The organism is Streptomyces sp. NPDC040610 (assembly GCF_055594065.1).
In genome coordinates, this window is sequence record NZ_JBVIXA010000002.1 from 1236342 (window position 1) to 1252654 (window position 16313).

Sequence of the window (16313 nt, forward strand, 5' to 3'; positions counted from 1 at the left end):
GGGCCACGGCGGGCGGTGGCGCCGGGCGCACATGCGCGTACCCGCTCGCGCGCGACGCACGAGCGGGTACGAAAGAGCGGGTACGAAAGGGGGTGCGGGAAAACGGGAGTGCGGGCCGGTCCGCACCGGACCCGGCACACGGCTCAACTTCCGGCGGAACTCCGCGTGGCCGCGAGCGCCGCCTCGTCCTCGGCGGCGGCGACCCCGTCGGCCTTCGCAGCGGCCGCGCCGTCCGTCACAGCGTCCCCAGCGGTCTTCGCGGCAGCCCCATCGGCCTCCGCCTGCGCGGGCACCCCGGCCCCGGCCAGCGCCGCGTGCTCCTCCGCCGCCTTCTTGGCCCGCCGCTTCACCAGCAGCATCGAGCCGATGCCGATGAGGACGGCGATGCCGAGACCGACGTACGAGAAGCGCTTGAGCCAGTCCTCCGCGACCACGCCGATGTAGTAGATGACGGCGGTGGTGCCGCCCGCCCACACGATGCCGCCGAGGACGTTGGCGATGGCGAACTTCCAGTACGGCATGCGCAGCACACCGGCGAGCGGCCCGGCGAAGATCCGCAGGAGCGCCACGAAGCGGCCGAAGAAGACCGCCCACATGCCCCACTTCTGGAACGACCGCTCGGCGCTGCCGACGTTCGCCTCACTGAAGTGCTTGGGGAACTTCCGCCCCAGCCAGGCGAGAAGTGGTCGGCCGCCCTTGCGTCCGATCGCGTAGCCGATGGAGTCGCCGATCACCGCGCCCGCGACGGCGCAGGCGCCGAGGATCACCGGGTTCACGTCGCCGTGCTGGGACGAGAGCAGCGCGGCGGAGACGAGGACGATCTCGCCGGGCAGCGGGATGCCGAGTGACTCCAGGCCGATCACGAGGCCCACGAGCAGGTAGACGCTGACGGCCGGTACATTCTCCAGCCACTCCTGGACGTGCAACCCGGTTCCTTCCGCTGTGCTGGTGAATCCCCCGGCGTGCGCGTCCTTGTCGATCACGCACGACGGGGAAGCCTACCTGCTCAGCGGGGTGCGGCCGCGTCCCGCAGATCGCGGTGGCGCGCCCGGTGCGCGACCGCGTCGATCATGGTGCCGCCCGCCGATCCGGTACGCGGGGAAAGGGTGGCGCCGGGGTGAGTCCGCTGGTCGGGAGCCGACGGGGTGCCGCCCGCGGGCGGGGCACTCCGGAGTGGACGAAGGAGCCCGGGTACGCGGTCATCTGCCGGGCCAGGGCGCGCTGTTCGGCGTTCAGGGGCGAGCGCGGGCCGAAGTGTTGGAACAGATATTGCCCTGCGTTTACGTGCGTCGCACCGTTCTGCACCGGCACCGGCACCGGCACCTTCACCGCCCCGTACCCGCGCACTCATCGCTGTCGCCCCCACTGCGGCATCCCACTTGCCCCTGCCAGGTGGACGCGGGCGCGGGCCGCTCCTGCTCCCGCTCCTGCTTCCGGTCCGGGTACGCCGGGCCGCAGAACACCGCCGCGGCGATCAGCGCCGCCATGAACCCCTGGCTCCACGCTGTCGCCACGGCCCGCTTCCGGCAGGCGGCGGCAGCGGCCAGGACGGCGAAGAGCCCGACCGCCCCGGCGGCGATGAGGTAGCCGTCCAGGCGGTCGGGCTCTGCTTCGGTGCCGCCCGCGGGGAAGAAGGAGACCCCCGACAGGAGCCACGCCCCGAACACCACGACGAGGACGGCCCCTTCGAGCAGGAAGAGGCCGACGGCGGCGGTGATGTCGGCGCGCCGGTCGGCGCCGGTGTCATTGGAGGCGTCGAAGGCGGGCGGCGCGCTCGGCAGGCTCATGCCACCCATGCTCGACGCCGGGCCCCGCGCGTGCCTGAGTACGCATACTCAGGCGGTCGGCAGGACGCGGCCACCGGGCCGTACCCCCGGGCTACTTCGGGTCGTTGGGGCGCAGCGTCCACACCACGGTCATCTCGCCGGTCACGGCGCCGTCCTCGCGCGTGATGGCGATCGCGACCGGGAACTCCGGGCGCTGCCCCGCGTCCAGCTCGGCGACCACGTCGGCGACCGGGCGGCCGAGCGTGGCGGTGGCCGTGACCGTCCCCATCGCGAGCTTCTTGTACGCGATGTCGGCGCGCACCGCGAGCGGCACGGCCCGGGAGAGGTGCGCACCGAAGGCGGCGAGCACGATGGCGCCACTCGCGGACTCGCCCAGCGTGAACATGGCTCCGGCGTGCGGTCCGCCCACGTGGTTGTGGTACTCGCTCTGGTCCGGCAGCACGACCACGGCCCGCTCGGGCGTGGTCTCGCCGAACTGGAGGTTCAGGGTCTTGGCCATCGGCACGGTGGCGGCGAGCATCTCGCCGATCGACATCTGGTCTGCGCTCATGCGGGGATGTTACCCACGAGTAGCCTTCCTTGGCCAGGGGTTCACCGAGCGGAGACCGGGACCATCCGGCACCCCGCCCCTCGCAGAGCCGCCACCCGCGACCGCACCCAATCCCCCAGCATCCGGGGCACTCTCGGCAACGGCGAGGGCGCTCGCGGCCGCCGCGACCCCGCACCCGTATCGTGATCCGCCATGAGCCCGCAGGACCAGAACCCGTACCAGCAGCCGAACCCCTATCAGCAGCCGGGATATCAGCAGCCTCAGCAGCCGCCCCAGCAACCTGATTACCCGCAGCCCGGCGCCTACCAGCAGCCCGCCGCCGCGCCGCAGGGGCAGTGGACGGGCGCCCCGACGCACCCGGGCGCGCCGCAGCCGCCGGGCACGGGCGGGAACGGGAGCGGTGGCGGCGGGAACAGGACCAAGGTCGTCGCGATCGTCGCGGCGGCCGCCGTGGTCGTGGCCGCGGGCGTCACCGGCTTCCTGATACTCGGCGACGACAACGACAAGGCCGACAAGGCCGACAAGGCCGACTCCTCGGAGCAGGCGAACGACAAGCCGTCGTCGCCGTCGGACGGTGACGACAGCGACCGGGGCACGGACAGCGGCGGGCCGAAGGCGACCGTTCCGGGCTGGAACGTCGTCGTGAACCCCAAGTGGGGCACCGCCTTCGACGTACCGCCCGACTGGCAGGTGGAGGGTCCGAACCGGGCCATCAACATGGAGGACCACAAGACGGGCGAGCCGGTGGCGACGATGGGCTCGCCCGCCGTCCTCAAGCCCAAGTGGTGCACCTCCGACGAGGACAAGGACGGCCGGTACGAGGACACCGAGCTGGCCGCCGCGGGCACCAAGGGCGGGCGCGGCGGCAAGAACACCGACGAGGTCGCGATCAACACCGTCGGCTGGTGGATCTACGGCGGCTACACGCAGCCGGACAAGAAGACGATGACGTACGACGAGAAGGCGAAGCCGTACACCACCAAGTCCGGGATCAAGGGCAGCATCGCGTGGGGCAAGTCGACGAACACGCCGCAGCGGGGCAAGTGCGCGTCGGACGGCAAGGCGATCACGTTCGGCTTCAAGAACTCCGAGGGCGAGTTCGTGTCGTGGAGCCTCTACGGCGCCCGGGGCGTCAAGGAGGAGATCCCGGACTCGACGATCATGAAGATCCTCGCCACGGTGCGGCTGCACGGCAAGCCGACGGGCTGACGGCGCAGTCGGGCTGACGCCGCAGTCGCCTGGGCGGCGGGCGGCACGGTCCGGCGGGGGGCGCGAGACGTGATCTCGCGCCCATCAGTACTACTTCTTCACCACTTCGTCACCGCTTCGTCCGCCCCCGGCTCCGGTGCCGGTCCGGCAGACGACCGGGCGTGGCACCCGGGGCCCGTGCCCATCTATGGTTACTGGCCATGTGGCCAGAACAGCAGCCGCCCGGGGGCGAGCAGAACCCGCAGGACCAGGGTCCCAACCCGTACCAGCAGCCCGGGTACCAACAGCCCAATCCGTATCAGCAGCCCGGATACCAGCAACAGCCCGGGCCCCAGCAGCCCAATCCCTACCAGCAGCCGCCCGCCGGGCAGCCCCCCGTGGGCCAGCCCGCGCAGCCGGGGCAGCCGCAGTGGGGCGCGCCGACGTTCCCGATGGGGACGCCCCAGGCGGGCGGGCCCGACCCTAGCGGCGGCGGGAACGGCGGCGGCAACAGGACGAAGGTCACGGCCATCGTCGCGGCGATCGCCGTGGTCGCGGCCGCGGGCGTCACCGGCTTCCTGGTCCTCGGCGGCGACGGCGACGACAAGGCGGACAAGGCGGCCCCCAAGCCGTCCAAGTCGGTCACCAAGAAGCCGAGTCCCACGGCGTCGGACGACGACAACCCGCGCGGCACGGACGGCGACCCCAAGCCGACCATCCCCGGCTGGCAGGTCGTGGTGAACCCCAAGTGGGGCACCGCCTTCGACGTACCGGCGGACTGGACGATCAAGTCGCCGGACACCTTCATCGGTTTCGAGGACCGCAAGAAGGGCGACGGCAGCGCGCTGATCATCATGTCCGCGCCCGCGATCTACAAAGAGAAGTGGTGCACGTCCGACGACGACAAGGACGGGCAGAAGGACGACACCTCGCTCGCGGTCGTCGGCACCAAGGGCCAGAACGGCGCCAAGAACACCAAGGACGTGTCCCGCAACGACTCGGCGTGGTGGGTCTTCGGCGGCTACACCGGCCAGAAGAAGTCCGACAAGAAGAAGATCAAGATCGGCAAGGTCAAGTCGTACACCACGAAGTCCGGCATCACGGGCAGCGTGACGACGTCCACGACGTCCGGTGCCGACAAGTCGGACAAGTGCGACTCGGACGGCAAGGCCACGACGTTCGCGTTCAAGAACGCGTCGGGCGACTACGTGGCGTGGTCCATGTACGGCGCCAAGGGCGTGAAGGACGAGGTCTCCGACGCCCAGGTGAAGAAGATCCTCTCGACGGTGCGGCTGCAGGGCGACCCCGAGGACGCCTCCTGATCCCCGGCTCCCGCCGCGCTGTGTTCTGACCCCTGCCGGGCCGCGTCCCGGCGCCTTCGGACCAGGCCCTCTCCCGGGCCGGGCCTGAGTCCTGAACCGATTCTCCGGCCGCCGTCACGGCGGCCGGAGAATCGGTTTGTCAGGGTGGTGGTCCGCCGGGGATAGTCCCGTGGTGACCTCACCCACCACCTCCCGCCGCCCCTCCTGGGCCGGGCGCAACTACACGCTCCTCACCGCCGCCGCGATCATCACCAACCTCGGTGGCCACGGCGCGCTCATCGCGGCGGCGTTCGCGGTGCTCGACGCCGGGGGCGACGGCGGTGACGTGGGTCTGGTCGCCGCGGCCCGCACGGTGCCGCTCGTGCTGTTCCTGCTCATCGGCGGCGCGGTGGCCGACCGGCTGCCGCGGCACCACGTCATGGTCGCCGCCAACACCCTCAACTGCCTCTCCCAGGCCGCGTTCGCCGCCGTCGTGCTCGCCGGTGACCCGCAGCTTTGGCAGATGATGCTGCTCACCGCGCTCGGCGGCACCGGCCAGGCGTTCTTCGGGCCCGCGTCCGAGGGCATGCTCCTGTCCTCCGTCAGCGGCGAGCAGGCCGGGCGCGCCTTCGCGCTGTACCGGATGGCCATGCAGGGCGCGGGCCTCGGCGGCGCCGCGCTCGGCGGCCTGCTGGTCGCGGTGATCGGGCCCGGCTGGGTGCTCGCCGTGGACGCGGTGGCGTTCGCCGCGGCCGGTGCGCTGCGCGCCTTCCTCGACGTCGGCCACATACCGCGGCGCGAGCCCGGCGGTGGCCTCCTCGCCGATCTGCGGGACGGCTGGCGGGAGGTCGTCGGGCGGCCCTGGCTGTGGTCGATCGTGGCGCAGTTCTCGGTGGTGGTGGCGGTGGTCGGCGCGGCCGAGTCCGTGTTCGGGCCGCTGGTCGCCGAGGACGAGTTGGGCGGCGCGGGACCCTGGGGGCTGGCGCTCGGGGCGTTCGGCGCGGGCACGGTCGGCGGGGCGCTGCTGATGATGCGCTGGAAGCCGCGGCGGCTGCTGCTCGCCGGTACGTTGTGCGTCTTCCCGCTGGCCGCGCCGTCCGCCGCGCTCGCGGTGCCGCTGCCGGTGGCCGGGCTCGCGGCGGTGATGTTCGTGAGCGGCGTCGCCATCGAGGTGTTCGGCGTCTCGTGGATGACGGCCATGCACCAGGAGATCCCCGAGGACAAGCTGTCGCGCGTCTCGGCGTACGACTGGTTCGGCTCCGTGGCGATGGTGCCGCTGGCGACGGCGCTCGCGGGCCCCGCCGAGCAGACCTTCGGCCGGTCCGCCTCGCTGTGGGGGTGCGCGGTGCTCGTGGTCGTGGTGACGGCGGCGGTGCTGCTCGTTCCTGACGTACGGAATCTGACGCGGCGTACGAAGGCGGTGGTGGCCGCGGGACCGGGAGCCGGGGCCCCGGACGCGGACGCGGTCTCGTCGGAGAAGCCGTCCGTCTGAACGAAGGCCGAGGAACGGAGCGGTTCCGACGGGACCGGGTCGGGCCCGACGCCCCCCTCAGCCGACGCTGAACGCCCCGTCCGGCGGCTGCGGCGAGGCCTCGGCGTCCGCGTCCCGTACGACCCGCGCGTCCCCGATGAAGCTCCGCAGCGCCTCCCCCCGCACGACCCGCGCGGGGAACGCGTCCGCGGCGGTGCGCCGGACGAGGGCGTCCACGTCGACCGGTTCGCGGGAGGCGAGGAGGACGGCGTTGCCGAAGCGGCGGCCGCGCAGCACGGCGGGCTCGGCGATCAGCGCCAGCTCCTCGAAGACCGTGGCGAGGGTGGCCAGTTGGGAGCGGAGGAAGGCGAAGGGCGCGCCGTCGGCGAGGTTCGCGGCGTAGCAGCCGTCCGCACGCAGCACCCGGCGCACGGCACGGGCGTACGCGTCCGACGTGAGGTGCGCGGGCACCCGGGAGCCGCCGAACACATCGCCCACGAGCACATCGGCGACTCCCGCGGGCGCGGCCTCCACCCAGGCGCGGGCGTCCGCGCCGTGCACGGTGATCCCGGAGCCCGGCGGCAGCGGCAGCTCCTCGACGACGAGTTCGAGCAGCCCCCGGTCCGCGTCCACGACGTCCTGGCGCGACCCCGGCCGGGTCGCGGCGACATAGCGGGGCAGGGTGAGCGCGCCCCCGCCGAGGTGCACGACGTCGAGCGGACGGCCCGGCGCGGCGACGGTGTCCAGGACGTGCCCGAGCCTGCGGGCGTACTCGAACTCCAGGTACGTGGGCTCGTCCAGGTCGACATAGGACTGCGGGGCCCCGTCGACGGTCAGGAGCCAGGCCCGCGCCCGATCCACGTCGGGGAGCAGCTTCGCGGTGCCGTGGTCGACGGCGCGGGTGATGGGGAGCGGCTCGGTGTCGGGGGGTGGGGTGGGCGACGTCTCGGGGGGCGTTGCGGGTGCCGTCGCGGCGGGCGCTTCGGGCGGCGCCTCAGCGGGCGTTGCCGGTGTCGCTCCGGCGGGCGTTGCGGTTATCGCCTCGGGGTCGGATCGCTCGGCGGGCTCGTTCACCGCTCCATTGTGCCCGTGTCCGGCCCTCCTTCCATGCCTCCGGCAGGGGGTGGGCCCGCCCCCTGACCGGAAGCGGGCCCACCCCGCCGCGACGCCCCGCCGCCGAACAGCGGCGGGGCGTCGTCCCGGACGGGTCGGACGGCACGGCGTCAGCCGACCTCCGTGACCGTGCCCGCCCCCACGGTCCGCCCGCCCTCGCGGATGGCGAAGCCGAGCCCCGGCTCCAGGGGGATCTCGCGGCCCAGCTCGACGGTCATGGTGACCGTGTCGCCGGGCCGGGCGACGGCCGCCTCGCCGAGGTCGATGTCGCCGACGACGTCCGCGGTGCGGATGTAGAACTGCGGGCGGTAGCCCGTGGACACCGGGGTGCTGCGGCCGCCCTCGCGGGTGGACAGGACGTACACCTGCGCGGTGAAGCGGCGGCGCGGACTGAGGCTGCCGGGGGCCGCGACCACGTGGCCGCGGCGGACGCCGTCGCGTGGCATGCCGCGCAGGAGCAGAGCGACGTTGTCCCCGGCCTGCGCGGAGTCCATCGGCTTGCCGAAGGTCTCCAGGCCGGTGACGACCGTCTCCGTGTCGCCGTCGGCGCCGAGCACCTGCACCCGGTCGCCGACGCGGACGGTGCCGCGCTCGACGGCGCCGGTGACGACGGTGCCCCTGCCGGTGATCGTGAGGACGTTCTCGACCGGGAGCAGGAAGGGCGCGTCGACGTACCGCTCCGGCATCGGGACGTAGGTGTCCACCGCGTCGAGCAGCGCCTCGATCGACGCCGTCCACCGCGGGTCCCCCGCCAGGGCCTTGAGCCCGGAGACCCGGACCACGGGCACGGCGTCCCCGCCGTACCCGTGCGCGGACAGCAGCTCGCGGACCTCCAGCTCGACGAGGTCGGTCAGCTCCGGGTCGCCCGCGTCCGCCTTGTTCAGGGCCACCACAATGTGGTCGACGCCGACCTGCCGGGCGAGCAGCACGTGCTCGGCGGTCTGCGGCATGACGCCGTCGAGCGCGGACACGACGAGGATCGCGCCGTCGAGCTGCGCGGCGCCCGTGACCATGTTCTTCACGTAGTCGGCGTGGCCGGGCATGTCGACGTGGGCGTAGTGCCGGGTGTCGGTCTCGTACTCGACGTGCGCGATGTTGATGGTGATGCCGCGCTGCGCCTCCTCCGGCGCCCGGTCGATGCGGTCGAAGGGCACGAACGTGCCGGTGCCGCGCTCGCTGAGGACCTTGGTGATGGCGGCGGTCAGGGTGGTCTTGCCGTGGTCGACGTGGCCCATCGTGCCGATGTTGAGGTGGGGCTTGGTGCGGACGTAAGCCGTCTTGGACATGGTGGTTCCTTCTCCGGAACTCGAAAGGTGTGGCCCGCGGCGCGGACGGCCTGCGGACGGGGACCCCCGGGGGCCTGGCCGACCCTCCCCCTGCGGGGTCCGCCGGAATGTCCGGGGAGGGTCAGCTTCGGGCGCCGTCGGAAGGAAGCGCGGCGAGTGCGGCCGGCGGTGCGGCGACCGCGGGGGCGAGCGGAGGGACGGCAGCCTCGACCGCGTCCGCGACTGCGGACGTGAGCGGGAAGGAGGCGTGCCGGAACATGTCGACGATCATCGCCGACGCCCCGGTCCGCGTCGAATCATTTTCCGTGACACACCGGCCACACAGGGCAGTTGTGCCGCGTCAGTCCCCGATGTTCTTCAGCGCCTCACGCACGGACAGGGGCGCGAGGACAGCGCGACGGCGCGCGACGAAGTCCCGTACGGCGTCGGGGTCCGTCTTCGCGTACTCCCGCAGGCACCAGCCGATGGCCTTGCGGATGAAGAAGTCGGGGTGCTGTGCCTGCCGTTCGCAGTACGCGAAGAGGCGGTCGGTGTCCGTGGCGTCCTTGTAGCGCAGCTGGTGCAGCAGCGCGGTCCTGGCCGCCCACAGGTCCTCGTCCTCGATCCAGGCGTCCATGTCGGCCTTCAGCGCGGGGTCGGCGGCGACGAGGCCGCCCACGACGTGCGCGGCGAGCGCGTCGACGGTGTCCCACCACGGGCGGGTCGTCACCAGCTGGCGGGCGACGGGCAGGAAGCCGGACGAGCACCGCCGCACGTGCCGCCGCAGATAGTCGACGGCGAAGTACTGGTACTCGCGCTCCGGCAGCTCCCAGCAGCGCAGGGCGATCGCGGCGCAGTCCGCCTCGTCGGGGCGCGGCGTCCCGGCGAGGACGTCCCGGTGCAGTGCGCGCCGCACGGGCGAACCGATGCCGAGGAAGGGCGCGATGTCCCTCATGTACGCCCGCATGTCCGCGGCCCGGACCGGATCGGCTGCCTCCGCGTAGTGCGCGGCGAGGCGTTCCAGGACGGTGTCGGCCAGGGGACTCGGCGGCACTGTGACGCTCATGAGACGCACCATACGGCGATCAGACACATGAGCCGGTTAGTCTCTCCGGATGCTCGACACCGCCGCCGCCCCGACGCCGGGCCTCGCCGTGCGCTGCACCCGGGTGCTCCTGTCACCGTGGTCGCGGCTGTCCCTGCTCGTGCTGATGCTGGCCGCGGCCGGCACGGGCGTGCTGCTCTTCGAGCCGCAGCGGCTGCTGTCGGAGGGCTGGCCGCCGCAGCTGAACGGCGCCGCCGCGGTGTGCGCGTTCGCGGTGGCGTACGGCATGTGTACGGTCGCGTTCGTGCCCCGGCCGCTGCTCAATCTGGCGGCGGGCGCGCTGTTCGGCTCGCAGGCCGGGATTCCCGCGGCGATCGTGGGCACGGTCCTCGGGGCCGGGGTGTCCTTCGGGCTCGGCCGGGTGCTCGGGCAGGACGCGCTGCGGCCGCTGCTCCGGGGCCGCTGGCTGAAGGCGGCCGACGGCCAGCTGAGCAAGCACGGGTTCCGCTCGATGCTCGCGGTGCGGCTCTTCCCCGGCGTGCCGTTCGCCGCCGCCAACTACTGCGCCGCCGTGTCCCGCATGAGCTGGCTGCCGTTCCTGCTCGCCACCGCCCTGGGCTCGATCCCGAACACGGCGGCGTACGTCATAGCGGGCGCCCGCGCGTCGACGCCGACGTCGCCCGCGTTCCTGATCGCGATGGGGTTCATCGCGGTGACGGGTCTCGGGGGCGCGGTGGTGGCGTGGTGCAAGCGGCATCGGCTGCGGGGCGGGCACTGAGACGCCGCGGGGCCCGTCGGCCACCACCGGGACGCCCCGAGCGACGGCCCTCGCACGAGTGCTTCATCTTGTGCCGCTACGCTGCCCCCGTCGAGGCACGTGATCGCCCTCCAGGCCCCTCGCGCGACCCCGCGCACGCCCGCGTCACGCCTCGCCGCCCCTGGTCCCCCGCCCACGCTTCTGACCGCCACCGCACGGGTCAGCACCCGATCAGTTACTGGACGGCGCAGTTTTCATGTCTTGGCTCGAATCGTTCATCCTCGGACTCGTCCAGGGACTGACCGAGTTCCTTCCGATCTCATCCAGCGCTCATCTGCGACTGACCGCGGCGTTCGCGGGCTGGCACGACCCGGGTGCCGCCTTCACCGCGATCACCCAGATCGGCACGGAGACCGCGGTCCTGATCTACTTCCGCAAGGACATCGGACGGATCATCAGCGCCTGGTTCGGCTCGCTGACCGGCAAGGTGCCGCGCTCGGACCACGACGCGCAGATGGGCTGGCTGGTGATCGTCGGCTCGATCCCCATCGGTGTCCTCGGCATCACGCTCAAGGACCAGATCGAGGGGCCGTTCCGCGATCTGCGCCTCATCGCCACGACGCTGATCGTCATGGGCATCGTCCTCGGCGTCGCCGACCGCCTCGCGGCCCGCGACGAGACCGGCGGCAAGCACCGTGCCGTGCGCGAGCGCAAGGGCCTCAAGGAACTGGGCGTCAGGGACGGCCTGATCTTCGGCGTCTGCCAGGCCATGGCCCTCATCCCCGGCGTCTCCCGCTCCGGCGCCACGATCAGCGGCGGCCTCCTCATGGGCTACACCCGCGAGAGCGCGGCCCGCTACTCCTTCCTCCTCGCCATCCCCGCCGTCCTCGCCTCGGGCGCGTACGAACTCAAGGACGCGGGCGAGGGCCATGTCTCCTGGGGCCCGACGATCTTCGCCACGATCATCGCCTTCGTGGTCGGCTACGCGGTGATCGCGTGGTTCATGAAGTTCATCACCACCAAGAGCTTCATGCCGTTCGTCTACTACCGCATCCTGCTCGGCATCATCCTGTTTGCGCTGGTGGGAGCGGGTGCGCTCAGCCCGCACGCGGGTGAATCGGGAGGGTGATCTGATGGCGGGACGCGCAATTCTCTCTAGTTGAATCTAGAGGTTATTAGAGAATACTGGGGCCCATTCGAGTCCATTCTCCTTGATCAACTCCCAGTCCTCTCCCACCCCCGTCGGACACGCGAAGACGGCCCCCACCCTGTCGGTGGGGGCCGTCTTCGCGTTGCACCGAGGACCAGGACGGAGGCTCCACCTGGGGGGTGGATTGCCGCCCCCGCCCTGGCCGTACTATCCAACGATCCAGTTAGGCACATGACACGGGCAATTACGCCATCCGTTTGTGCAGATTCGTGCACCACCTGAACCGAGCCCGCCGGAGGGTGACAGTCGCCGGTCGAATACCGCCCGCCTGCCGACAAGGGGGTGCGCGACAGGCGGGCGGCGCTGATGGCGCGGGCAGGGTCTGGGCTCACGCCGAGCCAAGGAGAAACGTTCTGCCGTCATTTCACTGCGGGACGCCTCTTGTCGGGAGCGTGTGCTGGCGGCACACGACGGTGCTCTATTCGCACGGGGCCTGAATCAGTGACACCCGGTGCGGCCATGACGAAAGGTCACTGGCGTCGCGCCGGCCATCACTACCCCATCCAAGATCACACGATTTACCTGGACAGGTAAAGACATCGAGCCATGATCGTCAGAACTTTGACGGATGCCGCTCGACCCCATGCCCCCCTGGGTACTCACCCGTCGCCAGGACATCGGGATGCAGATACGAGCCGCCCGCCAACACGCTGGCCTCTCCCAACTCCAGCTCGGCGAGCGTGTCGGCCGCGACCACAAGACCATCAGCCGGTGGGAGAACGCGATCCGCGTCCCCAGCCTCACCGACCTGCTCCTCCTCGCCGACGCCCTCGACGTGCCGCTCGCCGACCTCGTCCGCTGACCCTCAGCGCCGCGACCCCCGCCGACCAGCAGCCAACCGCGCCGCACGCACAGCACGCCGCAGACGATCACCCTCCTCGCAACGGTCGCTCTCGCTCTGACACGGTCGGCAGACCTCAAGATGGCGGAGATGGATCCAGTACGCCTCTTCCGCCCGCGTGACGGCCTGGTCGGTGGAGGTCACGACTCGATCGCCTCCAGAGGATCAGCCGCCGCCAGCAGCGCGGCAAGGTGTGCTGGATGCACCACGTCGCCCGCGAACTTCGGCTGAACCACCCACACCGCGAGCATCGCGAGGTCGCCGATCCGGGGCACGCCGAGGTAGGTGCCCGCGCCGAGGTGCTCCTCCTTGCCGTCCCACGGGGCGCCGGCGGGCACGAGAACGTAGTACGGGCCCCCGCTGTACCGGGTGTCGCGGAACACGGGCCCGTCCAGCCAGGCGGCCAGCGCCGCGGCCACCGTCTCGGCCTCGGAGCTGCTGACCGCAGCGTGGATCCGCGCGGCCGGTACCCGGATCGCATCGAAGCGACGCCCGAGCGGGAGCAGAGCCACCCCGTGCCGGACCCACTCCGCGTGGGCCTGCTCCGGTATCGGGTGCGTACGCGCGAGCCACATGGTGACCAGCCGCGCCTCCTTGGTCAGGGTCATCCGAACGCCTCCGCGGGAAGTCTCGGCCCGCCAGGGCCGAGCGCAGCGCCGAGCCGTGCGGCCTCCGTCAGGTGACCACTGCCGTCCGGGAGTTCGAGCCAGAACCGGCCGCATATCGGGTACGTCGGCGACGGCACCTGGAGAATCCATCCCGGCGGGTGGACGGTCAGGGAGCGGACGTCGGCCAACTCCTCCGCAGCATCGGCCGGCACCAGCCACCAGGCGGACCGAACGCGGTTGTCCACCAGGAGCGGCCCGCGGTGCCGGGGAGGGATCCGCTCGTGCGCCGTGAGCGCGATGTCGAGCACGGTCTCAGCGGCGAGCCAGTGCGGTCCGCTGGCGATCGGGGCCAGGCCCCCCAGGTGCCAGACATCGCGTACGAGGTCGGGCCGGGGTGAACAGGCGGCGAGCCAGTCGTCGGCCGCGGCGCAGTGCGTCGAGCGCGTCGGTGCGTCCATGACCAGCACCGTAGAGAGACGGCGGGAACCTTTGATGATCGATTGCGCCCGATTGCGAATCTCAGGCAGGCAGTTGCGCCTGCTTGCTCACGAGTAGTCCAGCGCCGCCCTCGCGCGACCAATCAGACGTCTCGCGATAGATCCGTACTCCGCCGACTCGGAGAGCCACTCCCACGCCCGCTCGTACAGGCGGATGTCCTCCTCGCCGGTGAGCCACAACTCTTCGCTGATCGTCTCGACGATGACGAGCCGCTCGTCGTAGATCCAGAACGCATGCGGGGCAGTACGGCGCAACTGCGTGCCGAACGGCAGGATGCCCAGCTCGACACGGGGCTGCCCGACGAGGTTGTACAACCGATCCAGCTGCTCAGCCATCACGCCCTCCGGACACGAACGGTGGTACAGCGCGGCCTCGCACACGAGGAACCGGAACATCTTCTCCGGGTCGTACAGCGCCTCCTGCCGCCGCATCCGAGCAGCGACTGCGGCCTCGGTCGTCGGGGCGATACCGCGGAACTCCGCGTTGCTGTCGAAGATGACACGGGCGTACTCCGGCGTCTGGAACATCCCGGGAACACGCGACACCTCAAGGCCCCGGATCATCTGGGTGGCCTCGGTCTGCCGTACGGCGATCTCCTGCCGACCGCGGTGCCCGCCCGCAAGCTGGCGTCGCCAGGACCGGTGCCGCTGCTTCATGTCCAGCCCGGCGAGCAGGCCATGCAACTCGGCCTCGGCGTCCGCCCGGCCGATGGCGCGGGCCCACCCAGTGAGGTCCTCGCGGGTGGGGGTCTGCTTGCCGTTTTGCAGACGAGACACCTTCGACGCCTGCCAGCCGAGCTTCTGTGCGAGGTCCTTGCCTTCCAGACCGGCCTCGGTGCGCAGCTCGCGGAGCCGCGCACCGAGGGCCTCCCTGGCTGTCTGGAAATCCGTGGTCACATCGGGGAACGTACCCGCTCGATGAACTCGGCGGTACGGACCGCGTGGTGCCAGGCAGCGTCCCGGACCTGGCACGCGGCGAGCACCTCGGCCGGATCCTCAGTGACGTACACGCCGAGAGTGGTGTCCTCCTCGTCGAAAGCGAACCGCGCGAGGACCGTCGAGTCGAAGAGCCAGAAGTCGAACTCCGGCAGACGGAGTTGCTCAGCCCGTGCCCGGGGCAGGTTCCGGATGTCCTCGCCCGCAGACACGTTGCCGAGGCCGGTGGCGAGGAGGAACTCCTGCCCCTGCGTCGCCGGTTCGTCCACGAGGCGGACGCGCTCGAACCTCTTGCCTTGCTCGGTCTGCGCGCGGACGTTGTCGTGCCAGCCGCTGGGCTCGTTGGTGATGTCCTCGCCCGCGAGCCAGCGCTCCCACTTCGGGCTCCGACGGTCGGAGGCGTATCCGCGGCGGGTCTCCAGTCGCCATGCGGTGTGGCGGAACTCGCGGAAGAGGTGCGAGATCTCAGCGAACGGTACGAGCTTCGGGACGTCGGCCCGTGGGGCGTAGCGCGTGAGCAGGGCGCGAGGCACGCGGACGAACGTCTCGTTGTCCTTCACGTCGCGAAGCTGGACGAGGTGCTCGGGGTCGTTCTCGCGGTCGCCCTGGACGAGGATCTCGTCCGTCTCCGGGATCTCGTAGAGGGTCGGGCAGTCTCCCTCTTCGCTGGTGGTGCCGATGAACCTGAGCGTCATATGGCCCTCCGTCTGCGCTGGTTGAGGAACCAGCATGCTGTCGCCCCCGCGAACTCGCCGCCTGATTGCGCGAGATTGCTCCGACAGACGTTCGGCCGCTGATTGCGCGCAAGCGAATGAGACGTCCGTGACGGCTGTCGCTGCGAGCCCCTACGCTTGTCGCATGTCCCCCGACCCCCGCCGCCCTGGCACCGCACGCCCTCCCGCGGCCATCAACGAGGACATCCGCTCGCTCTGGCAGCGCCACGACCCCCGCGTACGCCTCACCCCCACCCAACGCGCCCTCTACGAGCGGCTCCTGGTCGAGTGGGTCCTCGCGATGCGCGCCGGAATCGTCGCAGCGGCCTGACCCAGAGCACGACGAACCGGGCAGAGGCCCCGTTCAGTACTGACGGCGCGCAGGATCCAGCGCGGCCGCCTGCGGCGCTGGATCATCACCAGGATCAGGAGCACCGTCCCGACGGCACACCAACGCATCCGGATCACCCGGCGGCGGCTGCAACGAATACCCCTCCGGACACGTCTGCCCATCCCGCCCATCCACGCCATCCTCCCCAGGCGGCCCCTGCTCACCAGCCGGACCCGCCGGACCCGGCTCACCCTGCGGCCCGGGCGGGCCCGCCACGCCGTCGGCACCAGAGGACCCCGGCGCACCAGGCGCGCCGCTCGGACCGGGATCCCCACCAGCCCCGTCCGCACCATCACGCCCCGAAGACCCATCCTGGCCCGGCCGCCCGGACGCCCCCGACCGGCCCGGCTCACCCGCAGGACCCCGCGGCCCCGGAATCGGCACCGGCACCTCCGCCCGATCCGGCAGATCCTCCACCGCCCGCGTCGGATCCGGCGCCACCGGCGTCTTCCCCTCCGCCTTCACCTGCTCCCTCAGGGCCCGCACATCCCCCGCCAGCGTCGACACCGCCTCACCACGGAGGTTGGCCTCCGAGATAGCCTCCTGCCGCGCGCTCGTCTCGCGGTGAATCAGCAGCAGCGACATCAGCACCCCGCCGCCGAGGATGAGGAGCACGGCGGTGATCCACAGCAGGTGTCGC

General features: G+C 71.7%; 17 protein-coding genes. 7 read left to right on the forward strand and 10 right to left on the reverse strand.

Annotation, left to right across the window (positions count from 1 at the left end):
- Positions 1-143: 143 nt before the first annotated feature.
- From ACZ6AA_RS11785 to ACZ6AA_RS11795, 3 genes are all read right to left on the reverse strand, one after another.
- Positions 144-926, reverse strand: coding sequence for a DedA family protein (locus ACZ6AA_RS11785; RefSeq protein WP_468459698.1), 783 nt, complete (start codon positions 924-926; stop codon positions 144-146).
- A 399-nt stretch (positions 927-1325) separates the two neighbouring features.
- Positions 1326-1787 carry a DUF6234 family protein gene (locus ACZ6AA_RS11790; protein WP_468482206.1) on the reverse strand — a complete coding sequence of 154 codons (462 nt, stop codon included), beginning with the start codon at positions 1785-1787 and terminating at the stop codon, positions 1326-1328.
- 91 nt (positions 1788-1878) lie between these two features.
- Positions 1879-2337, reverse strand: coding sequence for a DUF4442 domain-containing protein (locus ACZ6AA_RS11795; protein ID WP_468459620.1), 459 nt, complete (start codon positions 2335-2337; stop codon positions 1879-1881).
- A gap of 192 nt (positions 2338-2529) precedes the next feature.
- On the opposite strand from ACZ6AA_RS11795, the gene ACZ6AA_RS11800 reads away from it, so the two are divergent.
- From ACZ6AA_RS11800 to ACZ6AA_RS11810, 3 genes are all read left to right on the forward strand, one after another.
- A complete protein-coding gene (locus tag ACZ6AA_RS11800) occupies positions 2530-3546 on the forward strand; it encodes a DUF8017 domain-containing protein (protein ID WP_471457601.1) in 1017 nt (338 codons plus the stop codon).
- A 200-nt stretch (positions 3547-3746) separates the two neighbouring features.
- Positions 3747-4847 (forward strand): DUF8017 domain-containing protein, encoded by a 1101-nt coding sequence (locus tag ACZ6AA_RS11805; protein WP_468459624.1) that lies wholly within the window; start codon positions 3747-3749, stop codon positions 4845-4847.
- Positions 4848-5016: 169 nt separating this feature from the next.
- Entirely contained in the window at positions 5017-6318 is a 1302-nt protein-coding gene (locus ACZ6AA_RS11810) for an MFS transporter (protein ID WP_468482203.1), read from the forward strand.
- A 57-nt stretch (positions 6319-6375) separates the two neighbouring features.
- Here the strand turns inward: ACZ6AA_RS11810 and ACZ6AA_RS11815 are convergent, their stop codons facing one another.
- The 3 genes from ACZ6AA_RS11815 to ACZ6AA_RS11825 all read right to left on the reverse strand — a co-directional run bounded on the left by ACZ6AA_RS11815 (position 6376) and on the right by ACZ6AA_RS11825 (position 9741).
- Complete coding sequence (locus tag ACZ6AA_RS11815; RefSeq protein WP_468459699.1) at positions 6376-7203, reverse strand: spermidine synthase; 828 nt, start codon at positions 7201-7203, stop codon at positions 6376-6378.
- A gap of 317 nt (positions 7204-7520) precedes the next feature.
- Positions 7521-8696 carry an elongation factor Tu gene (gene tuf / locus ACZ6AA_RS11820; protein ID WP_468459628.1) on the reverse strand — a complete coding sequence of 392 codons (1176 nt, stop codon included), beginning with the start codon at positions 8694-8696 and terminating at the stop codon, positions 7521-7523.
- A gap of 340 nt (positions 8697-9036) precedes the next feature.
- Entirely contained in the window at positions 9037-9741 is a 705-nt protein-coding gene (locus ACZ6AA_RS11825; RefSeq protein ID WP_468459632.1) for a DNA alkylation repair protein, read from the reverse strand.
- Positions 9742-9790: 49 nt separating this feature from the next.
- On the opposite strand from ACZ6AA_RS11825, the gene ACZ6AA_RS11830 reads away from it, so the two are divergent.
- The 3 genes from ACZ6AA_RS11830 to ACZ6AA_RS11840 all read left to right on the forward strand — a co-directional run bounded on the left by ACZ6AA_RS11830 (position 9791) and on the right by ACZ6AA_RS11840 (position 12489).
- Positions 9791-10498 carry a TVP38/TMEM64 family protein gene (locus tag ACZ6AA_RS11830; RefSeq protein ID WP_468482202.1) on the forward strand — a complete coding sequence of 236 codons (708 nt, stop codon included), beginning with the start codon at positions 9791-9793 and terminating at the stop codon, positions 10496-10498.
- Positions 10499-10733: 235 nt separating this feature from the next.
- Entirely contained in the window at positions 10734-11606 is an 873-nt protein-coding gene (locus ACZ6AA_RS11835) for an undecaprenyl-diphosphate phosphatase (protein WP_471457605.1), read from the forward strand.
- 703 nt (positions 11607-12309) lie between these two features.
- Positions 12310-12489 (forward strand): helix-turn-helix domain-containing protein, encoded by a 180-nt coding sequence (locus tag ACZ6AA_RS11840; RefSeq protein WP_471457606.1) that lies wholly within the window; start codon positions 12310-12312, stop codon positions 12487-12489.
- A 179-nt stretch (positions 12490-12668) separates the two neighbouring features.
- Here the strand turns inward: ACZ6AA_RS11840 and ACZ6AA_RS11845 are convergent, their stop codons facing one another.
- From ACZ6AA_RS11845 to ACZ6AA_RS11860, 4 genes are all read right to left on the reverse strand, one after another.
- Complete coding sequence (locus tag ACZ6AA_RS11845; RefSeq protein WP_471457608.1) at positions 12669-13136, reverse strand: hypothetical protein; 468 nt, start codon at positions 13134-13136, stop codon at positions 12669-12671.
- Positions 13133-13594 (reverse strand): hypothetical protein, encoded by a 462-nt coding sequence (locus ACZ6AA_RS11850; protein WP_471457610.1) that lies wholly within the window; start codon positions 13592-13594, stop codon positions 13133-13135. Before ACZ6AA_RS11850 ends, ACZ6AA_RS11845 begins: the two co-directional genes overlap by 4 nt.
- An 87-nt stretch (positions 13595-13681) precedes the next feature.
- Positions 13682-14530, reverse strand: a complete 849-nt coding sequence (locus ACZ6AA_RS11855) for a helix-turn-helix domain-containing protein (RefSeq protein ID WP_471457611.1) — start codon at positions 14528-14530, stop codon at positions 13682-13684.
- Positions 14527-15264 carry a DUF6879 family protein gene (locus tag ACZ6AA_RS11860; protein ID WP_471457613.1) on the reverse strand — a complete coding sequence of 246 codons (738 nt, stop codon included), beginning with the start codon at positions 15262-15264 and terminating at the stop codon, positions 14527-14529. Before ACZ6AA_RS11860 ends, ACZ6AA_RS11855 begins: the two co-directional genes overlap by 4 nt.
- Before the next feature lie 163 nt (positions 15265-15427).
- Here ACZ6AA_RS11860 and ACZ6AA_RS11865 point away from each other — a divergent pair, with 163 nt between their 5' ends.
- Entirely contained in the window at positions 15428-15613 is a 186-nt protein-coding gene (locus ACZ6AA_RS11865; RefSeq protein ID WP_471457614.1) for a hypothetical protein, read from the forward strand.
- Positions 15614-16313: the final 700 nt, after the last annotated feature.

Coding starts and splice junctions, on each gene's coding strand:
- ACZ6AA_RS11790 (WP_468482206.1), bottom strand. CDS start 1,787: ATGAGCCTGCCGAGCGCGCCGCCCGCCTTCGACGCCTCCAATGACACC.
- ACZ6AA_RS11795 (WP_468459620.1), bottom strand. CDS start 2,337: ATGAGCGCAGACCAGATGTCGATCGGCGAGATGCTCGCCGCCACCGTG.
- ACZ6AA_RS11800 (WP_471457601.1), top strand. CDS start 2,530: ATGAGCCCGCAGGACCAGAACCCGTACCAGCAGCCGAACCCCTATCAG.
- ACZ6AA_RS11805 (WP_468459624.1), top strand. CDS start 3,747: ATGTGGCCAGAACAGCAGCCGCCCGGGGGCGAGCAGAACCCGCAGGAC.
- tuf (WP_468459628.1), bottom strand. CDS start 8,696: ATGTCCAAGACGGCTTACGTCCGCACCAAGCCCCACCTCAACATCGGC.
- ACZ6AA_RS11825 (WP_468459632.1), bottom strand. CDS start 9,741: ATGAGCGTCACAGTGCCGCCGAGTCCCCTGGCCGACACCGTCCTGGAA.
- ACZ6AA_RS11830 (WP_468482202.1), top strand. CDS start 9,791: ATGCTCGACACCGCCGCCGCCCCGACGCCGGGCCTCGCCGTGCGCTGC.
- ACZ6AA_RS11835 (WP_471457605.1), top strand. CDS start 10,734: ATGTCTTGGCTCGAATCGTTCATCCTCGGACTCGTCCAGGGACTGACC.
- ACZ6AA_RS11840 (WP_471457606.1), top strand. CDS start 12,310: ATGCAGATACGAGCCGCCCGCCAACACGCTGGCCTCTCCCAACTCCAG.
- ACZ6AA_RS11845 (WP_471457608.1), bottom strand. CDS start 13,136: ATGACCCTGACCAAGGAGGCGCGGCTGGTCACCATGTGGCTCGCGCGT.
- ACZ6AA_RS11850 (WP_471457610.1), bottom strand. CDS start 13,594: ATGGACGCACCGACGCGCTCGACGCACTGCGCCGCGGCCGACGACTGG.
- ACZ6AA_RS11860 (WP_471457613.1), bottom strand. CDS start 15,264: ATGACGCTCAGGTTCATCGGCACCACCAGCGAAGAGGGAGACTGCCCG.
- ACZ6AA_RS11865 (WP_471457614.1), top strand. CDS start 15,428: ATGTCCCCCGACCCCCGCCGCCCTGGCACCGCACGCCCTCCCGCGGCC.